16 protein-coding genes are annotated in these 16,808 nt (G+C 65.6%); 10 read left to right on the forward strand and 6 right to left on the reverse strand.

The genetic code is table 11. The features are described 5' to 3' along the window. The first annotated feature begins 175 nt into the window (after positions 1–175). Entirely contained in the window at positions 176–814 is a 639-nt protein-coding gene (locus tag ACCQ00_RS07655; RefSeq protein WP_180301552.1) for a carbonic anhydrase, read from the forward strand. A 391-nt stretch (positions 815–1,205) separates the two neighbouring features. Here the strand turns inward: ACCQ00_RS07655 and ACCQ00_RS07660 are convergent, their stop codons facing one another. Both ACCQ00_RS07660 and ACCQ00_RS07665 read right to left on the reverse strand, forming a co-directional pair. Further along, the gene (locus ACCQ00_RS07660) at positions 1,206–2,339 is read right to left on the reverse strand and encodes a phospholipase A (RefSeq protein ID WP_039569611.1); all 1,134 of its coding nucleotides are present in this window, start codon (positions 2,337–2,339) and stop codon (positions 1,206–1,208) included. A gap of 257 nt (positions 2,340–2,596) precedes the next feature. Further along, positions 2,597–3,082 (reverse strand): DUF456 domain-containing protein, encoded by a 486-nt coding sequence (locus ACCQ00_RS07665; RefSeq protein WP_039569613.1) that lies wholly within the window; start codon positions 3,080–3,082, stop codon positions 2,597–2,599. A gap of 227 nt (positions 3,083–3,309) precedes the next feature. Here ACCQ00_RS07665 and ACCQ00_RS07670 point away from each other — a divergent pair, with 227 nt between their 5' ends. Beyond that, a complete protein-coding gene (locus ACCQ00_RS07670; RefSeq protein WP_003483561.1) occupies positions 3,310–3,525 on the forward strand; it encodes a cold-shock protein in 216 nt (71 codons plus the stop codon). Between the two features lie 137 nt (positions 3,526–3,662). Here ACCQ00_RS07670 and ACCQ00_RS07675 read toward each other — a convergent pair whose 3' ends face one another. After that, positions 3,663–4,142 carry a glycine zipper 2TM domain-containing protein gene (locus ACCQ00_RS07675; protein WP_007966687.1) on the reverse strand — a complete coding sequence of 160 codons (480 nt, stop codon included), beginning with the start codon at positions 4,140–4,142 and terminating at the stop codon, positions 3,663–3,665. A 132-nt stretch (positions 4,143–4,274) separates the two neighbouring features. After that, positions 4,275–4,703 (reverse strand): hypothetical protein, encoded by a 429-nt coding sequence (locus ACCQ00_RS07680; protein WP_007966688.1) that lies wholly within the window; start codon positions 4,701–4,703, stop codon positions 4,275–4,277. A gap of 74 nt (positions 4,704–4,777) precedes the next feature. Here ACCQ00_RS07680 and ACCQ00_RS07685 point away from each other — a divergent pair, with 74 nt between their 5' ends. Further along, positions 4,778–5,608, forward strand: coding sequence for a tRNA threonylcarbamoyladenosine dehydratase (locus ACCQ00_RS07685; RefSeq protein WP_039583917.1), 831 nt, complete (start codon positions 4,778–4,780; stop codon positions 5,606–5,608). Between the two features lie 55 nt (positions 5,609–5,663). On the opposite strand, the gene ACCQ00_RS07690 is transcribed toward ACCQ00_RS07685, so the two are convergent. Both ACCQ00_RS07690 and ACCQ00_RS07695 read right to left on the reverse strand, forming a co-directional pair. Continuing rightward, the gene (locus ACCQ00_RS07690) at positions 5,664–6,431 is read right to left on the reverse strand and encodes a TatD family hydrolase (RefSeq protein WP_039570414.1); all 768 of its coding nucleotides are present in this window, start codon (positions 6,429–6,431) and stop codon (positions 5,664–5,666) included. Further along, entirely contained in the window at positions 6,431–6,646 is a 216-nt protein-coding gene (locus ACCQ00_RS07695) for a DUF6116 family protein (RefSeq protein ID WP_017158523.1), read from the reverse strand. The genes ACCQ00_RS07690 and ACCQ00_RS07695 overlap by 1 nt, the downstream gene beginning before the upstream one ends. 145 nt (positions 6,647–6,791) lie before the next feature. Between ACCQ00_RS07695 and ACCQ00_RS07700 the strand changes: the two genes are divergently transcribed. The 7 genes from ACCQ00_RS07700 (at position 6,792) to ACCQ00_RS07730 (ending at position 16,784) form a co-directional block, all read left to right on the forward strand. Next, on the forward strand, positions 6,792–7,583 hold the full coding sequence (locus ACCQ00_RS07700) for a glycine zipper 2TM domain-containing protein (protein WP_017155739.1): 792 nt from the start codon (positions 6,792–6,794) through the stop codon (positions 7,581–7,583). Between the two features lie 143 nt (positions 7,584–7,726). Then, positions 7,727–8,902 carry an acyl-CoA dehydrogenase family protein gene (locus ACCQ00_RS07705; RefSeq protein ID WP_162292276.1) on the forward strand — a complete coding sequence of 392 codons (1,176 nt, stop codon included), beginning with the start codon at positions 7,727–7,729 and terminating at the stop codon, positions 8,900–8,902. Between the two features lie 80 nt (positions 8,903–8,982). Beyond that, positions 8,983–11,526 (forward strand): DUF3857 domain-containing protein, encoded by a 2,544-nt coding sequence (locus ACCQ00_RS07710; RefSeq protein WP_039570418.1) that lies wholly within the window; start codon positions 8,983–8,985, stop codon positions 11,524–11,526. 125 nt (positions 11,527–11,651) lie between these two features. Beyond that, the gene (locus tag ACCQ00_RS07715) at positions 11,652–12,290 is read left to right on the forward strand and encodes a glutathione S-transferase family protein (RefSeq protein ID WP_039570421.1); all 639 of its coding nucleotides are present in this window, start codon (positions 11,652–11,654) and stop codon (positions 12,288–12,290) included. 178 nt (positions 12,291–12,468) lie between these two features. Continuing rightward, positions 12,469–14,409 carry an asparagine synthase (glutamine-hydrolyzing) gene (gene asnB / locus ACCQ00_RS07720; protein WP_039583915.1) on the forward strand — a complete coding sequence of 647 codons (1,941 nt, stop codon included), beginning with the start codon at positions 12,469–12,471 and terminating at the stop codon, positions 14,407–14,409. Positions 14,410–14,577: 168 nt separating this feature from the next. Continuing rightward, a complete protein-coding gene (locus tag ACCQ00_RS07725) occupies positions 14,578–15,132 on the forward strand; it encodes an NADPH-dependent FMN reductase (RefSeq protein ID WP_017155743.1) in 555 nt (184 codons plus the stop codon). A gap of 221 nt (positions 15,133–15,353) precedes the next feature. Continuing rightward, positions 15,354–16,784 carry a replicative DNA helicase gene (locus ACCQ00_RS07730; protein WP_003483586.1) on the forward strand — a complete coding sequence of 477 codons (1,431 nt, stop codon included), beginning with the start codon at positions 15,354–15,356 and terminating at the stop codon, positions 16,782–16,784. Positions 16,785–16,808 lie beyond the last annotated feature (24 nt).

Raw genomic sequence — 16,808 nt, forward strand, 5'->3', positions numbered from 1 at the left:
GCGGACTGCGCCTTTTGATCGCAATCTCCATCCGCCCGTTTGGTCGCGTCCGCCACATAGTACGATCGCGACACCAACCACAGAGCAGGGGGCCTGGTCCATGTCGCATTCCGCATCGCGTCGAAAATTGCTTCAGTGCGCGTGTTGCGCGCCGATCGCGGCCGCTGCCGTGTCCGTGCCGTTCGCCTTGCGCGCGGCGCCGTCCAAGAAAACCGATTTGAATGCCGAGCAGGCGCTGCAGATTCTGCGAGACGGCAACAACGCATTCGTCGAAAACCGCCCCAAGAAAGTGATCTCCGACAGCAAGCGCCGCCTGGAGCTTGCGCTGGGCCAGACCCCGTTCGTCATCCTGGTGTCGTGCTCGGATTCGCGCGTACCACCGGAACTGCTGTTCGGCCGCGGCCTGGGCGAAATGTTCATCGTGCGCAACGCCGGCGATACCGTCGACACCACCGCGCTCGGTTCGATCGAATATGCAGTCAGCCAGCTCGGCGTGCCGCTGGTGGTGGTGATGGGCCACGAAAGCTGCGGTGCGGTGGTCGCGGCAGTGTCGGTCGTGGAGAACAACACGTTCTTCCCTGGCGCAATCGGCGCGATGATCGAGCCGATCGTTCCGGCGGTGCTGACCGCCAAGGCCAAGGGCGGTACCAACCTGCTGGCCGACTCGGTCAAGGCCAACGTCAAGCGTACTGTCGACCGCTTGCGCGCGGCATCCGAACCTGCACTGCTCGAACCATTGCGCGCCGGCAACGTGCGCGTGGTCGGTGCGTACTACACCTTGCAGGACGGCAAGGTGGACTTCTTCGACGTCTGAATCGAGCACAGGCACGCCTCGGCCAGCGCGACATGCGTTGGTCCGCGGGCAATGTCTTTCCGCATGGGTGTGCAGAAGAAAAAGGCCGACATGCGCACATGCCGGCCTGCGATTGATCAACTCGGTGCAGTTCGCCGTTTGACTGCGTTGCACGATGCGCCGGCCCGTGTGCCGGCGATCATCGGCAGCAGCGCTTGTCGTGAGCACCCTGCAACACCATTGGGCGCGGCCAGAGCGATCAAGCGACGTCGCCGGCAATGCGGACGGCGCGTTGGGCTTGCAACGCTGAAGCAGTACATGCGGCGCGTAGGGCTAGCAACGCTGAAGCAGTACATGCCGAACATCGGCTGCTGCCGCCTGGCGGCGAACGCAGCCGGTTTGCGCGCGGTGCCTAGAACCACTCCAGCAATGACACGCCCACACCGATGTAGGTTGCCTTGTGGTTGTAGTCGATCATGCTTTCGCCGTAGCCATCGAACACCTGTACATGGCCGCGCAACAGGTTGGTGATGGGAAAGCCGTAATCCAGCTGCACCGAGCCGTGCGAGCGGTCGCCGCCACGCAGCGAGTGGCGTGCGATCAGCGCCAACTCGTGGCCGTCCTTGTTGTACACCAGCGTGGCATCGCCGCGGCCCATGTAATCCTCGATATCGGGATTGTTGTCGTCGGCGCGGTCTTCCTTGATACGGAACCACGGGCGCAGCGTCAGCGCCCAGTTCTCCCGATCCAGCCCGAAATTCAGGATCACCCGGTTCCACGAACGCGACAGCGGGTCGGCACGCCCATTGGACATGTGATTGAGGCTGATGCCGCTCATGCGGCCCTTCCAGCCGAAGATGCTGTAGTTGTTGCGAAAGACCAGCATCGCTTCGGGCTCGTAATTGGTTTCGCGGAACGGGCGCGACGCATCGGCGTTGTAGGCCTGCCAGCGCGAGCTCTGGGTGTAGCCCATCCAGATATCGCCGTTGTCGCCGAACAGGTCTTCCACCACCTTGGTCTTGAAGCTGAGCTGGAACTTGAGCTCGGTGCTGTCCAGCTGCTGCGGCGTATCGAGCGAGTTGGCCGGATTCGGCGACTGCGGGGTGCGGTTGGTGTCGCTGGTCCAGAACGCCGGCAACAGGTACACCGGCTTGTAGCCGCGCAGCTGGAAGGTGCCCAGCTTGGAGTCCTTGGCCAGTTCCCAGCGTCGGTCCAGCAAGGAGCCGCGGCCGGCATTGGCCACGGCCTCTTCTTTCGGTTGGTCCTGGCCGTCGGCGCGGAAGAAATCGCCGACCCGGCTGATGGTGCGCGTATCGTCGGGCTTGGCGTCCTTCTGCTTGGCCAGTTGCGCTGCGGCGTCTGCCTCTGCAGTTTGCTGCGGCGTGTAGCCCAACGCCTTGTCGTAACAGGCCAGGCGAGCGGCATCGGAGGTCACCGAGGTGCAGGCTTGCGGCGAGGCCGGCTGCGGTGCGATTTCCTGCGCATGTGCCACTGGCGCGGCGGCCAGTGCGATCAGCATCAGGGGGCGGGTGTGGTGCTTGGACATGGGCGGTCTGGCCAAAGTGAAGGCGCCAGGCAGGCGCAGAGATCCCCAGCTTAACGGTCGCGTCTGCATACGCAGTGTGTACACGACGGCATAACATTCGATCGAATGGCGTCGCCCCAGCAATTGCCTGCAACCTGTTGCCGAAGGCCGGTATGCGCAGGGAGTGTTCCCGCCACGTGTCGGTCGAGTGAGCGCAGGTGGCTGTTACGCGCCTTCTGGAGAAGAGGCGTGCACCGCCGTCGAGCCGTTGCAAAGCCCTAGAAAAACCAGCCGATGGCGAACACGCCCAACATGCACAGGCCAAGCGCCAGCTTGGTGGCGGTGCCGAGCATGATGCCCACCCAGGTACCGAGACCGACCTTGGTAGCTTGGCCGGACTTGCGTGTCTGGTAGTACTCGCCGAGCCAGGCGCCTGCGAACGGGCCGACGAACAGCCCGATCGGCAGGAAGAAAATGCCTGCAATGCCCCCGATGACCGAACCCCACAATGCCATCTTGCTGGCACCTACCCGCTGCGCCCCGTATAGCGTGGCCAGGAAGTCGACCAGATACGACAGCGCGGTGATCACCCCCAGCACGACCAGCGTCACCCAGCCGATGTGGGTGAAATCGTCAGCCCAAGCGGCAACCAGCAGGCCGGCAAACACCAGCGGCAGGCCCGGCAGGGCCGGCAGGATGACGCCAGCCAGGCCGATCAGCACGAGCGCCGTGGCCAAGACGTAGTAGACAACGACGGTGTCCATGATGGTTACACAGGTCCTAATTCAGGCTTGACAAAAAGGTGCAAGGGGTGCTTGAAAATTCATTTTGTGCGGGTTAAGTTGCAGCCGCTGCTGTTTGCAAAGGTCACCGTGAATCGTGGCCTGATGCGGTAGATCGCCTGATCCGCTACATCCTTGTACCTCGCTTCCTCCTTGCAATCACAGCCACCACCGCTCGTCCATCACAGTGTCGTAGGGAGTCAGTCGAGATGTCCAACATCGAACGCGAAAATGGTGTCGTGAAGTGGTTCAACGATGCCAAGGGCTTTGGGTTCATCAGCCGCGAAAATGGCGAAGACGTCTTCGTGCATTTCCGCGCGATCCAGATCCAGGGCTTCAAGAGTCTCAAGGAAGGTCAGAAGGTCAGCTTCACGGTCGTGCAAGGCCAGAAGGGCCTGCAGGCCGATGCAGTGCAGGTGGTCTGAGCCGCTGCGCCAAGCGCATCAGCCACGCAACAAAAAGGCCCGTCACCGGGCCTTTTTGTTGTTTGCAACGGTGTCGTTCGCGGGACCTGCCAACTGGCGACGCAGTGGCAGGGCATAGGCCCCGCCGGGCGGAAGGATCAGCGCAGCACGACCTTGCCGTTGACCACGCGCACGTACGCGTTCTCGCGCACGCCAGCCAGGTCGCGCTGGTTGACCACGATCACGCGGCCGTCGTCCATGCGCACCTGCACGTCGAAGCTGGAGCTGGTGACGTTGTTCTGGATGGCGTTACCTGCCAGCGCGCCGGCAGCGGCACCGGCCACGGCCGAAACGTTCTTGTTGCCCGTACTGCCGCCGGTTTCCTTGGAAATCTGGCGGCCGGCCACCGCGCCCACGATGCCGCCAAGCACGGCGCCGGTGCCGGTCGGCGCGGTGCGGGTCGGGCCGACTTCGTCGATCCGGGTCACGATGCCGCAATCGACGCAACGCTGCGTCTGCGAGTAGCCCTGGTCATACCCGCGGTCGCCGCGATAGCTGCCGTATTGGGGTTGGGAGGTGGCGCAGCCAACCAGGGTCGCGGTTGCAGCCAGGCCAATGACGAGCAGTCGGGTCTTCATGAAATCTCTCCGGGGTGGTTCGAAAAGGCGGCCGGGGCCGCGGCGACGTCATCCTGTGATGGTCCAGGTGAACGGCCCGCCAACTACGGCACTGCAGGCTTAACGAAACCCGAGCGTCGTATTCATCAACCTTCAGCGAAAGTCGCGGTGGCAAGCCTCGCAGGCATCGGAGATGCGGCTGTGGAGTTGGCCCAGCTGCCTGCAATCGGTCAGCGTCACGCCCTGGGCCCGATCCAGCACGGCACGCAATGCCTGGGCGTGCTCGCCGAAGCGGCGGTCCTCGCCAATCGCGGGGAAGGCCGGCTCGACTTCGTCGGCCAGCAGGCGCAGCGATTGCAGTCGCCGCTGTTGCTGCGCCGGCATGCAGGCGGCGCCTGCGTCCGGTCGCAGCGTGCGTAACTGGTAGGCCATGATCTGCATCAGGCTGTCGGGCACCGGGTCGCGCCGCGCTCGTAGTGCGTTGGCCACCATGACCGTGGCGACCAGGCCGATCAGCAGGCCCAGCACCAGCATGAAGGCGTAGCGGGCCGCGCGGGACTGGGTGGGAGGCGGGGCGTGCATGAGGTGGCTCCTGGGACGCAACGTTCGTTGCGGCAGCGTGGGCGCGCCCTGAGCGGGGCGCGTAAAATAGGCCGATGAAAGCACAATGGCGTGAACGCTTTGCCGGTATCGACCGGCTATATGGGGTCGGCACGGTCGAGCGCTTGTCGGCGTGCCGCGTGGCGGTGGTCGGCATGGGCGGGGTGGGCTCGTGGGTGGTCGAGGCGTTGGCACGCACCGGGGTGGGGCACATCCGCCTGATCGATGCCGATGACATATGCGTGTCCAACACCAACCGGCAGTTGCCGGCGCTGGCCGGGCAGTACGGTCGCAACAAGGCGCGGGCGATGGCCGAGCGCTGCGTGGCGATCAACCCTGACATCGAAGCCGACGCGGTCGAGGCTTTCCTGACCTCGGGCAATATCGACACCTTGCTGGGTCAAGGCTTGGATCTGGTGATCGATGCCTGCGACAGCTTTCGGGTCAAGGTGGAAACCATTGCCTGGTGCCGTCGGCGCAAATTGCCGCTGCTGACCGTGGGTGCGGCCGGCGGGCGCACCGACCCCACGCTGGTGCGCGTGCGCGATGTCTCGCGCACCGAGCATGATGCGATGCTGGCGCTGATCCGCAAGAAGCTGCGCAGCGAATTCAATTTTCCCAAGAACCCGCAGCGCTACTTCGGCGTGCCCGCGGTGTATTCGCTGGAAAACGTCAAATACCCGCAGGCCGATGGCAGCGTTTGCGGCATCCGCCCGCAGCTCGATGCCGATGCCACGCTCAAGCTGGATTGCGGTGCAGGGCTGGGTGCGGCCACGCATATCACCGGGACCTTTGCATTCGTGGCCGTGGGCAAGGCGTTGGACATGTTGCTCAAGCCCAAGGCCGTGGCAGCGACGCCGGCGGCCGAGGCGGTTGCGGCGTCGTGATGTGGCCTGCGCGCTGTCGTGCTGGCCGTGGGTTTGTGCCGGTACGCACGCTGCGCTAGTGCGGTAGGCCGAACAGGCTGCGTGCGTTGGCCGATGTCTGCGCAGCAATGTGCGCAGGGTCTTGCCCGCGGAGCTGGGCGATGCAGTCCAATACCGTGCGCAGATACGCCGGCTCGTTGCGTTGGCCGCGGTTGCCGGCGTCGGGCTGATCCGGCGCATCGGTTTCCAGCAGCAGGTGCTGCAGCGGCATGCTGGCCACCAGCCCGCGCAAGCGATTGGCACGCGGGTAGGTCACCGGGCCGCCCAGGCCGATCATGAAATCCAGTTTCCACAACTGCTGCGCCTGCTCGGGGCTGCCGGCAAAGCTGTGCACCACGCCGCGCAGGCCACCTGTCGCCTTGATGCGGGCGATGACTTCCTCGGTGGCGCGGCGGGCATGCACGATCAATGGCAGGTCGAAGCGCTTGGCCAGCTGCAGCTGAGCATCGAAATAGGCGCGTTGCGCCTGCGCATCCAGTCCGTCGACGAAAAAGTCCAGGCCGCATTCGCCGATCGCGCAGGGCCGCTCGCGTTCGATCCACTCGGCCAGCAGCTCCAGGTGTTGGGGGCGGTGCTGGTCCAGAAACAATGGATGCAGGCCATAAGCGGGGTAGAGGCCAGGCGCCTGATCGCAGACCGCACGCAGGCCCGGCCAGCTGGCAGCGGTGATCGCCGGGACCACTTGCTGCATGACGCCCGCGCGGCGCGCGCGCGCGATCACCGCCGCGCGGTCGTGGCCGAACTCGCCTGCATCCAGATGGCAATGGCTGTCGATCAGCTGCATCAGTCGCGTCGTACCGGTGCCGGCACGGGCGCCTTGCGGGTTTTCCAATTGGCCAGCAGCAGCGTGGTCAGGCCGAACAGCAATTCGTCCAGGAACGGGATCGGGTCCGGCATCACCACGTCGATCAGAAACAGCGCGGCGGCCAGCTTGAACAAGGTGGGATAGCGCAGCGTGCTGGCCCAATCCAGCGCGCGTGCGGTCAAGGGATTTCGCATGCGAATGCTCCGGCTGTTAGAGATGCATGAAGTAACCGCTAGCTGAACTTAACCGCCGTGTTCATGAGCGAGCGCCTTTTCGTTCAGGGTTCCCATGCTGGAATCACGGCCGTCAACAACGCGGTGCGTCCGCAGGGAGCTGGTGATGAAGAGCAATACGACAACTATACTGGTCGCTGCTGGTGCCTTGCTGGTCGGAGGTGTCGCCACTGCCGCTTTCATGAATAACCGCCCATCGTCTGGCGATTTTGTCGCCAACGGCCAGCCGGCGCCGCGCGGCCTGGAATATGCCGATGTGGTCAAGGTTGCCCCCATCACCCAACGCGAGCCGCAGTACGCGCAGGTGATCAACAGCAACGCCGTCCGCGAGACCACCACCAGCACGTCGCCACGTGAAGTGTGCCGCGATGTCGTGGTGCAGGAGCGTCTGCCCGAGCGCGACGGTAACGTCGGCGGCACCGTGGCCGGTGCGGTCATCGGCGGCCTGATCGGCAACCAGGTGGGTGGCGGCAACGGCCGCAAGCTGGCGACCGCCGCAGGTGCGGTGGGCGGCGGCTTCATCGGTAACCGCGTCGACCGAAACCACGTCGGCGGCCGGGTCGTCGATCGCACCGAGCGTCAGTGCCATACCGAAAATGCCAACTCCTCGTCCTCGCGTGTGGTCGGTTACGACGTGACCTATCGCAATGCCGATGGCACCACTGGCACCATGCGCATGGACAGCAAGCCGGGCGAACGCATCTCGCTGGGCGACGCCGACAATGTGGTGGCCTATGACGTCACCTACCGCTACGACGGGTTCGAAAAGACCGTGCGCATGAACGACAAGCCCACCGGCGACCGTCTGCCGGTGGTCGATGGCCAGCTGGTGACCCAGATGGCATCGACGGCGGGCGACTCCAACGTGCGCCAGGACGGTGTGAGCACCCGGCAGTAACGGGTCAACCGCAGCGACACGCAGTCGGTGCAGTCGTTGGAAAAGAGCCGGCATTGCCGGCTCTTTTCGTTAGCGCCAGTGCCGGACTGGTGTTCTGCCATGTTGGGGCGGCAACTGGCGGATAATCGTGCCTTCAGCTTGCGATGGAAGCCAACATGCCGGTGCGCCCCGATGACCTGTTCGACGTACGCGCGCTGCTCACCGACGAAGAGCGGGCGGTGCAGGATGCGGTCGCGCGCTTTACCGATACGCGGGTGGTGCCGGCGATCGGCGATGCCTTCGATGCCGGCCGCTTTCCGCGCGAGTGGATTCCGGAGCTGGCGGAACTGGGGCTGCTGGGCGCCAGCCTGCCGGTGCGCGAGGGCGGTGCGGGCCTGGGCGCGGTGTCCTATGGATTGATCTGCCAGGAACTGGAGCGCGGCGACAGCGGCCTGCGCAGTTTCGTCAGCGTGCAGTCGTCGTTGTGCATGTACCCCATCCACGCCTACGGCAGCGACGAACAGCGGCAGCGCTGGCTGCCGGAAATGGCGGCCGGCCGGGTCATCGGCTGTTTCGGCCTCAGCGAGGCGCAGGGCGGGTCGGACCCGGCCGCGATGACGACCCGCGCGGTGCGGGAGGGTGATGGCTGGCGCTTGAACGGCGCCAAGCTGTGGATCACCAACGGCAGCATTGCGGGGCTGGCGATCATCTGGGCGCATACCGACGATGGCGTGTGCGGCTTTCTGGTCGAAACCGACAGCGCCGGTTTCAGCGCGCAGGACATCAGCCACAAGATGAGCCTGCGTGCGTCGGTCACCTCGGGACTGTTCCTGGACAATGTGTTCGTGCCCGAGCAGATGCGGTTGCCGCGGGCGGCTGGTTTGAAGGCGCCGCTGAGTTGCCTCAACCAGGCACGCTACGGCATTGCCTGGGGCGCGATCGGCGCGGCAGTGGCCTGCCTGCGCGAGGCGCTGGCCTATGCCGGCGAGCGCATCCTGTTTGGCCGACCGCTGGCCGCCACGCAAAGCGCGCAGATCAAACTGGCCGACATGGCGCGGCGGATTTCCACCGCCCAGCTGCTCGCGTTGCAGCTCGGGCGTTTGAAGGAGGCCGGGACGCTGCAGCCGGAGCAGATCTCGCTGGCAAAATGGAATAATTGCCGCATGGCGCTGGATGTGGCGCGCCAATGCCGCGACCTGCTGGGCGCGGCTGGCATCACCACCGATCATGTGGCGATCCGGCATGCGCTGAACCTGGAATCGGTGATCACCTACGAAGGCACCGAAACCGTGCATCAGCTGGTAGTGGGACGTGCGCTGACAGGACTCAATGCGTTTTGACGAGGAGTGGGGGCTTGATCGGCAAGGATGTGAGGCGACGCCTACGCGGCGTTTTCTGGACCGTTTGTTCGCTCGCGGGCATGGCAATCGCGCCAGCGCGGGCCAACGAGGCACCACGCATGGCGCCGACGCCGGCGTGGGTGGTGGCCGACGCCGTGCCCGACAAGGTGCCTGGCGCCACCGGGCTGCGTTATGAGCTGGTGTCCGACCAGGTCGATCTGACCGGCCGCGCGCCGCAGGCCTACCGCCGGCTCAGCTACACCGTGCAGCGCGCCAAAAGCCTGGAGGAAGCCGGGCAGATTTCCATCGACTACCAGCCGCAGTACCAGCAGCTGGAGCTCAACAGCCTGGATGTCTGGCGCGCCGGCAAGCGCATCGATATGCGCAGCCAGGCGCATTACGCCAAATTGCGGCGCGAGAGCGGCCTGGAGAATGGGTTGATCGATGGCGCGCTGACGCTGTCGATCACATTGCCGGATCTGCGCGTGGGTGACCGTGTCGACTATGGCGTGACCATCAGCGGCAGCAATCCGGTATTCGGCAAAGGCTATTACGACGTGTTCGAAGCGCGCTACGGCGTGCCGCTGGGTGAACGCCGGGTGCGGGTGCGCTATCCCGCCCAGTTGCCGATGCAGTGGCGCATCAGCGCGCCGGGGTTCGGCCGGAACGTGCGCACGCTCGATGGGGTGACGCAGTTGGACATCGGCGCCAGCAACATTGCAGCGGTGCAGGAAGAAAAAGATGCGCCGGACGATGTGGACCCGTATGGCGTAATCGAAGTCTCCACCGCCGGCAGTTGGGGGGCGGTGGCGGCCTGGGCGGCGCAGCTGTATCCGCGTGCATTCGAGCAGCCGCAGGTGGCCGCCAAGATGGCGCAGAGCCTGATGTTGCGCAGCGACGACCCGCAAGGTGCGTTGCTGCGCGCCGTGGCGTTCGTGCAGGGCGAGATCCGTTACGTCGGCCTGGACATGGGCGAAAACTCGCACGCCCCGCACGCGCCCGAAGTGACGCTGCGCAACCGCTACGGCGATTGCAAGGACAAGGCGACGCTGCTGATCGCACTGCTGCAGCTGGCCGGCATCCGCGCCGAGCCGGTGCTGGTCAGCAGCGACAAAGGGCATGGGCTGGAAAAGCGGTTGCCCAGTCCGTACGCCTTCGATCATGTGGTGGTGCGTGCGCATCTGCCGCAGGGCGAGGTATGGGTGGATGCCACGCGCGATCGCGAAGAGGGTCCGTTGGCACAGCGTCGGCCGCTGCCGTTCGTGCGCGGATTGCCCGTGCTTGCGGGGCAGGACACGTTGGTTGACGTGCCTGCGCCGATGCCTGCGTTGCCGCAGATCGAAGTGAATGAAGAAATTTCCATTTTGCTGCGCAAGCCGCAGCGCTTGGCAAGCTTCACGGTGGACACCATGTATCGCCAGGGCCGCGGCGAGCGTGTCGCCAGCAGCTTCGACGACGATGGTGCGCAGACGGTGGGCGAGCATTATCTGGAATTCATGCAGCAGTACTACACCGCGCTGACCCAGGTGCGCGTGCCGAGCATCGACGCTGCCGATCCGCTCAATGTGCGCACGCATGAGGCCTACCGGCTGGAGTGGCCAGCCGAGGAGGGCGATGAGCTGGGCTTCCCGTTGTTCCAGCTTGGCGAGTGGATGGATGCGTTACCGAAAGAGGCGCGCAAGAGTCCGCTGGCGCTGGGCGGCCCGCAGCTGGCGCGGCAGACCGTGCGCGTGCACAGCGACCCGGCGATCCAGGTGGAAGCAGACACGCAAGTGGTCGCCAATCCGTGGTTCCGCTTCTCGCGCAGCATTGCGATGCACGAGGGAAAGATGGTCATCGTGGGCGAATGGCAGCGCTTCACCGACCGTATTCCTGCCAACGGCGTGGCGCGTGCGGCTGCCGACATGGAACGCGCGCGCGACCTGTTGTACTTCAATCACGATCTCACGCCAAAGCGGCGCACCCAGCCTCCCGACTGGCGTGCGCTCAGCTATCCGCTGGCCGGCTTGGTGGCCCTGGTGCTGTTGCTGGTGGCGTGCTTTTTCTGGTGGCGCGGCGGTGGCCTGGGCGGAATCATGTTCGATCCCTATGCCACGGTGACGCGGATGCCGCAGCGCGTTCGGTTGCGCTGGAGCGCCTGGGCGGTGTTTGCGGCGACCACGCTGCTGTCGGCGTGGGTGTGGCTGCACGCGCTGCCGCTATGGGCCAAGGCCGGTGGTGTCATTGTCGTGATTGCAATCGCCTTGCTGGGAGGCGTGCTGCTCAAGCAGATCCTGCGTTGGATGGGCAGCGGCGACCCGCTTGGGCAGGTGTTGCCGGCGATGGCCGGCTGCGCCTTGCCGTGGCTGGTATGCCTGTTGGCGGCCGTGGTCGCGCTCAAGGGCCAGGTTGCATTACTGCGCACCGGCGCGACCGATCCGGCCGGCATGGCGCAGCTGGCGACATGCATCTTGCTGCTGATGCTGGGGGCGCTGTGGTGGTCGGTCTGCTCGGTGCAGGCCGCGGCCGCCGCTGTCGGCTGCGCGCGCACGCGTGCGTTCGGCGCCTGGGCGCTGACGGTGGCGGCGTTGGGCATCCTGATGGCGGTGTTGAGCGTGCCGGTGGCGGTGGTGGCCTTGGCCTGACGCAGGTCGGCGCGGCAGTGCATGCAAACCGGCATCGGTGCGCCGCTGTTGTGTGCGGGGCTTTGCAAAGGCACGCGGGGCTGTGACACTGCCAGCCCCCTCGTTGCTGTCGCGGAGCCAGCCAGATGTCGAGCGTGCGTCCCCCGTTGACCGTCCATGGCATGTCCAGTTCCGGCAATTGCTACAAGGTGCGCCTGCTGCTGGAACAGTTGGGCAGCCGCTATCACTGGGTCGAGGTGGACAGTGTGGCCGGGCAGACCCGCACGCCCGCGTATCTGGCCAAGAACCCCAACGGCAAGGTGCCGATGGTCGAGCGCGACGATGGCCGCGTGTTGACCGAATCCAACGCGATCCTGTTCTGGCTGGCCGAAGGCACACCGTATCTGCCCACCGATGCGTGGCAGCGGGCGCAGGCATTGAGCTGGATGTTCTTCGAGCAATACAGCCATGAGCCTTATGTGGCGGTGGCGCGGTTCATCAGCCTGTGGACGCCGCGCGACGCCGCACGCCGCGCCGAGTTGCCACAGCTGCGCGCACGCGGCGAGCAGGCGCTGGCGGTAATGGAGCAACATCTGCAGCAGCACGCCTGGTTCACCGGTAGCGACTACGGCATCGCCGATATCGCATTGTTCGCCTACACCCACTGCGCCGAAGACGGTGGTTTCGATCTTGATCGCTGGCCAGCGATTAGCGCGTGGTTGCATCGCGTGCAGGCGCTGCCGCGTTTCGTGCCGATGCCGGCCGCTGCATCGGTGGCGGCATGAGCCGTCTGCGCGATCTGCAGGTGGCTTGCCGGGTCAGTGCTGTGTGCCCGGCGGACGGCTGTCTTGACGCTCCCGCATCGGTATCGGCATGCGCCGTGCGTCTGCTCGGGCGGGTGCAACGCGTCAGGCGAGCCGGGCCCGCCCGCTTGGCCGTGGCCGGCCGGCAGGAGCGCTGACGATGTGCGGATTGGCAGGAATGTTGCTGGCTTCGCCGCGCCTGCATGGCGAACAGCTCGATGCGCTGGTGCGGCCGATGGGGGCCGCCTTGCGCCACCGCGGTCCCGACGATGCCGGCACCTGGTGCGATGCGCAGGCAGGCATTGCGCTGGCACATCAGCGCTTGAGCATTCTGGATCTGTCGCCGCTCGGCCATCAGCCGATGCGCTCGGCCGATGGCCGCTACGTGCTGGCCTATAACGGCGAGGTCTATAACTTCGCGCAGCTGCGCGCAGCGCTTTCCGCGCTTGGGCATCGCTTCCGCGGCCACTCCGATACCGAAGTGCTGCTGGCGGCCGTGGTGGAGTGGGGCCTGGATGAGACGTTGATCCGCTGCAACGGCATGTTCGCCATTGCGTTGTGGGACGAGCGCGACAACTGCCTGTTCCTGGCCCGCGACCGCGTCGGCAAGAAGCCGCTGTACTACGGGTGGGCCGGCGACACCTTGGTGTTCGGTTCCGAACTCAAGGCCTTGTGGCAGCATCCGGATTTCGACAACGGCGTGGATCGCGATGCGCTCACGCTGCTGCTGCGGCTGGGCTATATCCCGGCACCGGCCTGTATCCACGAGCACACCTTCAAGCTGATGCCCGGCCGGGTGCTGCGCATGGATGCGCAAGCTGTCGCAGCCGGTGCGGCCGCGCATCGGCCCGATCAGGCACAGCAACCGTTCTGGAATGCGCGCGAGGCGATGCAGCGCGCGCTGGCAACGCCGTTCACCGGCACCGATGCGCAGGCTGAAGACCATCTGGACAGCGTGCTGCGCGATGCGGTGGCCTTGCGCATGGTGGCCGATGTGCCGGTGGGCGTGTTCCTGTCCGGCGGCACCGACTCGTCCATCGTCACTGCGATGATGCAGGCGCAGAGCGCGCAACCGGTGCACACCTTTAGCATCGGCTTCGAAGGCTCGCACCACGACGAAGCGCCGCTGGCGCGCGAGGTGGCCACGCATCTGCGCACCGACCACACCGAACTCTATGTCAGCGGCGCCGACGCGCTGGCGGTGGTGCCGAACCTGCCGGACATGTTCGACGAACCCTTTGCCGATGCGTCGCAAGTGCCGACCGCGCTGGTCGCACGGCTGGCGCGCGGCGGGGTCACGGTGGCGCTGTCCGGCGATGGTGGCGACGAATTGTTCTTCGGCTATGGCCGATATCAGCGCGCACTGCGCAATTGGCGCATGCACGGCCTGGTGCCAGGCCCGCTGCGCCGCCTGATGGCGGTGGCAGCGCGCAGTAATGGGGAATCCTCGCGCACCGGCGGGCTCGCCGCGCTGGTGGCCGAGGCCGGCGCACGCGGCATCGGCGACATCTACCGCAACCGCATTTCGCGCTGGCGCGATCCGGCCGCGGTGGTGCTGGGTGCCACCGAACCCGACAGTTTCTATAGCCTGGCCGATCCGCTGCATGGGTCCGGTACGCCGGCCGACGCGATGATGCTGGCCGATTTTGCCGCCTACCTGCCGGACGACCTGCTGTGCAAGGTGGATCGCACCACCATGGCGGTGGGGCTGGAAGCGCGTGCGCCGCTGCTGGATTGGCGCGTGGCCGAATTCGCCTGGTCGCTTCCGCTGTCGCTGAAATATCGCGATGGAGTGAGCAAGTATCTGCTCAAGCGCGTGCTGTGCCGCTACCTGCCGGACGCAATGGTGTACCGCGGCAAGCGCGGCTTCGGTGCACCGGTCAGCGCATGGCTGCGCGGCGATCTGCACGGCTGGGCGGACGATCTGCTGGCGCACGGCGCCCTGCAGCGCGAAGGCGTGTTCGCCGCCGACAGCGTGGCCCGCCTGTGGCGCGACTTCAACGGTGGCGAGCGCAAATGGCATACGCATCTGTGGACGGTGCTGATGTTCCAGGCTTGGCAGGCACACTGGCGCGAACAGCGCGCGGCCGTGGTGCGCTGACGCCTGAGACTGGGGTCTGCACACGCGGCGGGGTGGGCAAAGCCGCCGATGCGCGTTGCCGCGCGCGCGTTTGCGTATTGCCGCTGCGGCGCAGATGCCGGCGGCGTTTCACCGGCCCTGAGCATCCGGCTGGGTAGGGTGGGGCCCTGTTTCCACGGAGCATTCCCCATGAGCAAGCTCACCATTGCCGTGCTGGTCGGCAGCCTGCGCGCCGAGTCGTATAACCGCCAGCTGGCGCGCGCGCTGGAGCATCTGGCCGGCGACAAGGCCGTGTTCCAGTACCTGGAGATCGGCGATATCCCGTTGTACAACCAGGACCGCGACGGCGATTATCCCGCCGAAGGCACACGGCTGAAGCAGCAGATCCGCGCCGCCGATGCGCTGCTGTTCGTCACCCCCGAATACAACCGCTCCATTCCCGGCGTGCTCAAGAACGCCATCGACACCGGCTCGCGCCCCTACGGCGATAGCGCGTTTGCCGGCAAGCCGGCGGCGGTGGTGGGCATCTCGGTCGGCGCGATCGGCACTGCCACCGCGCAGCAGCACCTGCGTAACGTGCTGGCATACCTGGATATGCATGTGCTCGGCCAGCCGGAAGTGTTCCTGCAATACAAGGACGGCCTGTTCGGGCCCGATGACCAGATCGCCAATGCCGACAGCCGCAAGTTTTTGCAGGGCTTCATCGACCAGTTCCTGGGCCTGATCGGGCATCTCAAGCGCTGAGTTGACCACAGCGGCGCCGCACGTCGATGCGGCGCCGTGCTGGGACTTGGGCGAGGGTGGAAACCCAGGCGGCGCAAGGGTCTCGGCATCTGCGACGGCCCGCGCGTAGAACGTGGATGCACCGGCTATACAGCAGTTATCCACAGAGTTGTGCATGGTCGTCGGCCGCGCCGATGACTATGCTTCCTGCCCTCGTCTCCCCGCGTCAGGTCTGTTTGTCCATGTCCGCTCGTCCTGGTTTCCGTTCCAAGCGCAGTCGCGATCGCGACGACGACGATTACGATCGTCCCGAGCCGCGTCTGGACCAGCTGCGGGTACCGCCGCATTCGGTCGAGGCCGAGCAGGCGGTGCTGGGCGGCTTGATGCTGGCGCCTGACGCGTTCGACCGGGTCAACGACCAGCTCACCGAAAACGACTTCTACCGACGCGACCATCGGCTGATCTACCGCGCGATTCGCGAACTGAACGAGAAAGACCGCCCGTTCGATGCAGTGACCCTGGGCGAATGGTTCGAGTCGCAGGGCAAGCTGGAGCAGGTGGGCGATGGCGCGTACCTGATCGAGCTGGCCAGCACCACGCCGTCGGCAGCCAACATCGCCGCGTATGCGGAAATCGTGCGCGACAAGGCGGTGCTGCGGCAGTTGATCGAGGTGGGCACCACCATCGTCAACGACGGCTTTCAGCCGGAAGGGCGCGACAGCGTCGAGTTGCTGTCTTCGGCGGAAAAGGCCGTGTTCAAGATCGCCGAAGCCGGCGCGCGCGGGCGCACCGATTTCGTGGCCATGCCCGGGGCATTGAAGGATGCCTTCGAAGAGCTGCGCAACCGCTTCGAAAACGGCGGCAACATCACCGGCCTGCCGACCGGCTACACCGATTTCGATGCGATGACCGCCGGCCTGCAGCCGACCGACCTGATCATCCTGGCGGCGCGTCCGGCGATGGGCAAGACCACCTTCGCGCTGAACATTGCCGAATACGCCGCGATCAAGTCCAAGAAGGGCGTGGCGGTGTTTTCGATGGAAATGTCGGCCTCGCAGCTGGCGATGCGCCTGATCTCCTCCAATGGCCGCATCAATGCGCAGCGCCTGCGGACCGGTGCGCTGGAAGACGAAGACTGGGCGCGCGTGACCGGCGCGATCAAGATGCTCAAGGAAACCAAGATCTTCATCGACGACACGCCGGGCGTGTCGCCGGAAGTGCTGCGTTCCAAGTGCCGCCGACTCAAGCGCGAACACGACCTGGGCCTGATCGTCATCGATTACCTGCAGCTGATGTCGGTGCCGGGCAACAGCGAGAACCGCGCGACCGAAATTTCGGAAATCTCGCGCTCGCTGAAAGGCCTGGCCAAGGAACTCAACGTGCCGGTGATTGCGTTGTCGCAGCTCAACCGCTCGCTGGAAACCCGCACCGACAAGCGCCCGGTGATGGCGGACTTGCGCGAGTCGGGCGCGATCGAGCAGGACGCGGACATGATCGTCTTCATCTACCGCGACGATTACTACAACAAGGAAAATTCGCCGGACAAGGGCCTGGCCGAAATCATCATCGGCAAGCACCGCGGCGGACCGACCGGTTCGTGCAAGCTCAAGTTCTTCGGCGAATACACCCGCTTCGACAACCTGGCGCACGACTCGGTGGGCAGTTTCGAGTAAGCGCTGCGGTGGATCGGCCGGGCA

The sequence above is a fragment of the Xanthomonas sp. NCPPB 3761 genome, from assembly GCF_041475705.2.
In the GTDB taxonomy this organism is placed as follows: domain Bacteria; phylum Pseudomonadota; class Gammaproteobacteria; order Xanthomonadales; family Xanthomonadaceae; genus Xanthomonas; species Xanthomonas phaseoli.

Excerpts from the sequence above, each read along its gene's own strand:
- asnB (WP_039583915.1), top strand. The coding sequence starts at position 12,469 with ATGTGCGGATTGGCAGGAATGTTGCTGGCTTCGCCGCGCCTGCATGGC.
- ACCQ00_RS07730 (WP_003483586.1), top strand. The coding sequence starts at position 15,354 with ATGTCCGCTCGTCCTGGTTTCCGTTCCAAGCGCAGTCGCGATCGCGAC.
- ACCQ00_RS07690 (WP_039570414.1), bottom strand. The coding sequence starts at position 6,431 with ATGCAGCTGATCGACAGCCATTGCCATCTGGATGCAGGCGAGTTCGGC.
- ACCQ00_RS07725 (WP_017155743.1), top strand. The coding sequence starts at position 14,578 with ATGAGCAAGCTCACCATTGCCGTGCTGGTCGGCAGCCTGCGCGCCGAG.
- ACCQ00_RS07705 (WP_162292276.1), top strand. The coding sequence starts at position 7,727 with ATGGAAGCCAACATGCCGGTGCGCCCCGATGACCTGTTCGACGTACGC.
- ACCQ00_RS07710 (WP_039570418.1), top strand. The coding sequence starts at position 8,983 with ATGGCAATCGCGCCAGCGCGGGCCAACGAGGCACCACGCATGGCGCCG.
- ACCQ00_RS07695 (WP_017158523.1), bottom strand. The coding sequence starts at position 6,646 with ATGCGAAATCCCTTGACCGCACGCGCGCTGGATTGGGCCAGCACGCTG.
- ACCQ00_RS07665 (WP_039569613.1), bottom strand. The coding sequence starts at position 3,082 with ATGGACACCGTCGTTGTCTACTACGTCTTGGCCACGGCGCTCGTGCTG.
- ACCQ00_RS07680 (WP_007966688.1), bottom strand. The coding sequence starts at position 4,703 with ATGCACGCCCCGCCTCCCACCCAGTCCCGCGCGGCCCGCTACGCCTTC.
- ACCQ00_RS07685 (WP_039583917.1), top strand. The coding sequence starts at position 4,778 with ATGAAAGCACAATGGCGTGAACGCTTTGCCGGTATCGACCGGCTATAT.
- ACCQ00_RS07675 (WP_007966687.1), bottom strand. The coding sequence starts at position 4,142 with ATGAAGACCCGACTGCTCGTCATTGGCCTGGCTGCAACCGCGACCCTG.
- ACCQ00_RS07715 (WP_039570421.1), top strand. The coding sequence starts at position 11,652 with ATGTCGAGCGTGCGTCCCCCGTTGACCGTCCATGGCATGTCCAGTTCC.
- ACCQ00_RS07660 (WP_039569611.1), bottom strand. The coding sequence starts at position 2,339 with ATGTCCAAGCACCACACCCGCCCCCTGATGCTGATCGCACTGGCCGCC.
- ACCQ00_RS07700 (WP_017155739.1), top strand. The coding sequence starts at position 6,792 with ATGAAGAGCAATACGACAACTATACTGGTCGCTGCTGGTGCCTTGCTG.
- ACCQ00_RS07670 (WP_003483561.1), top strand. The coding sequence starts at position 3,310 with ATGTCCAACATCGAACGCGAAAATGGTGTCGTGAAGTGGTTCAACGAT.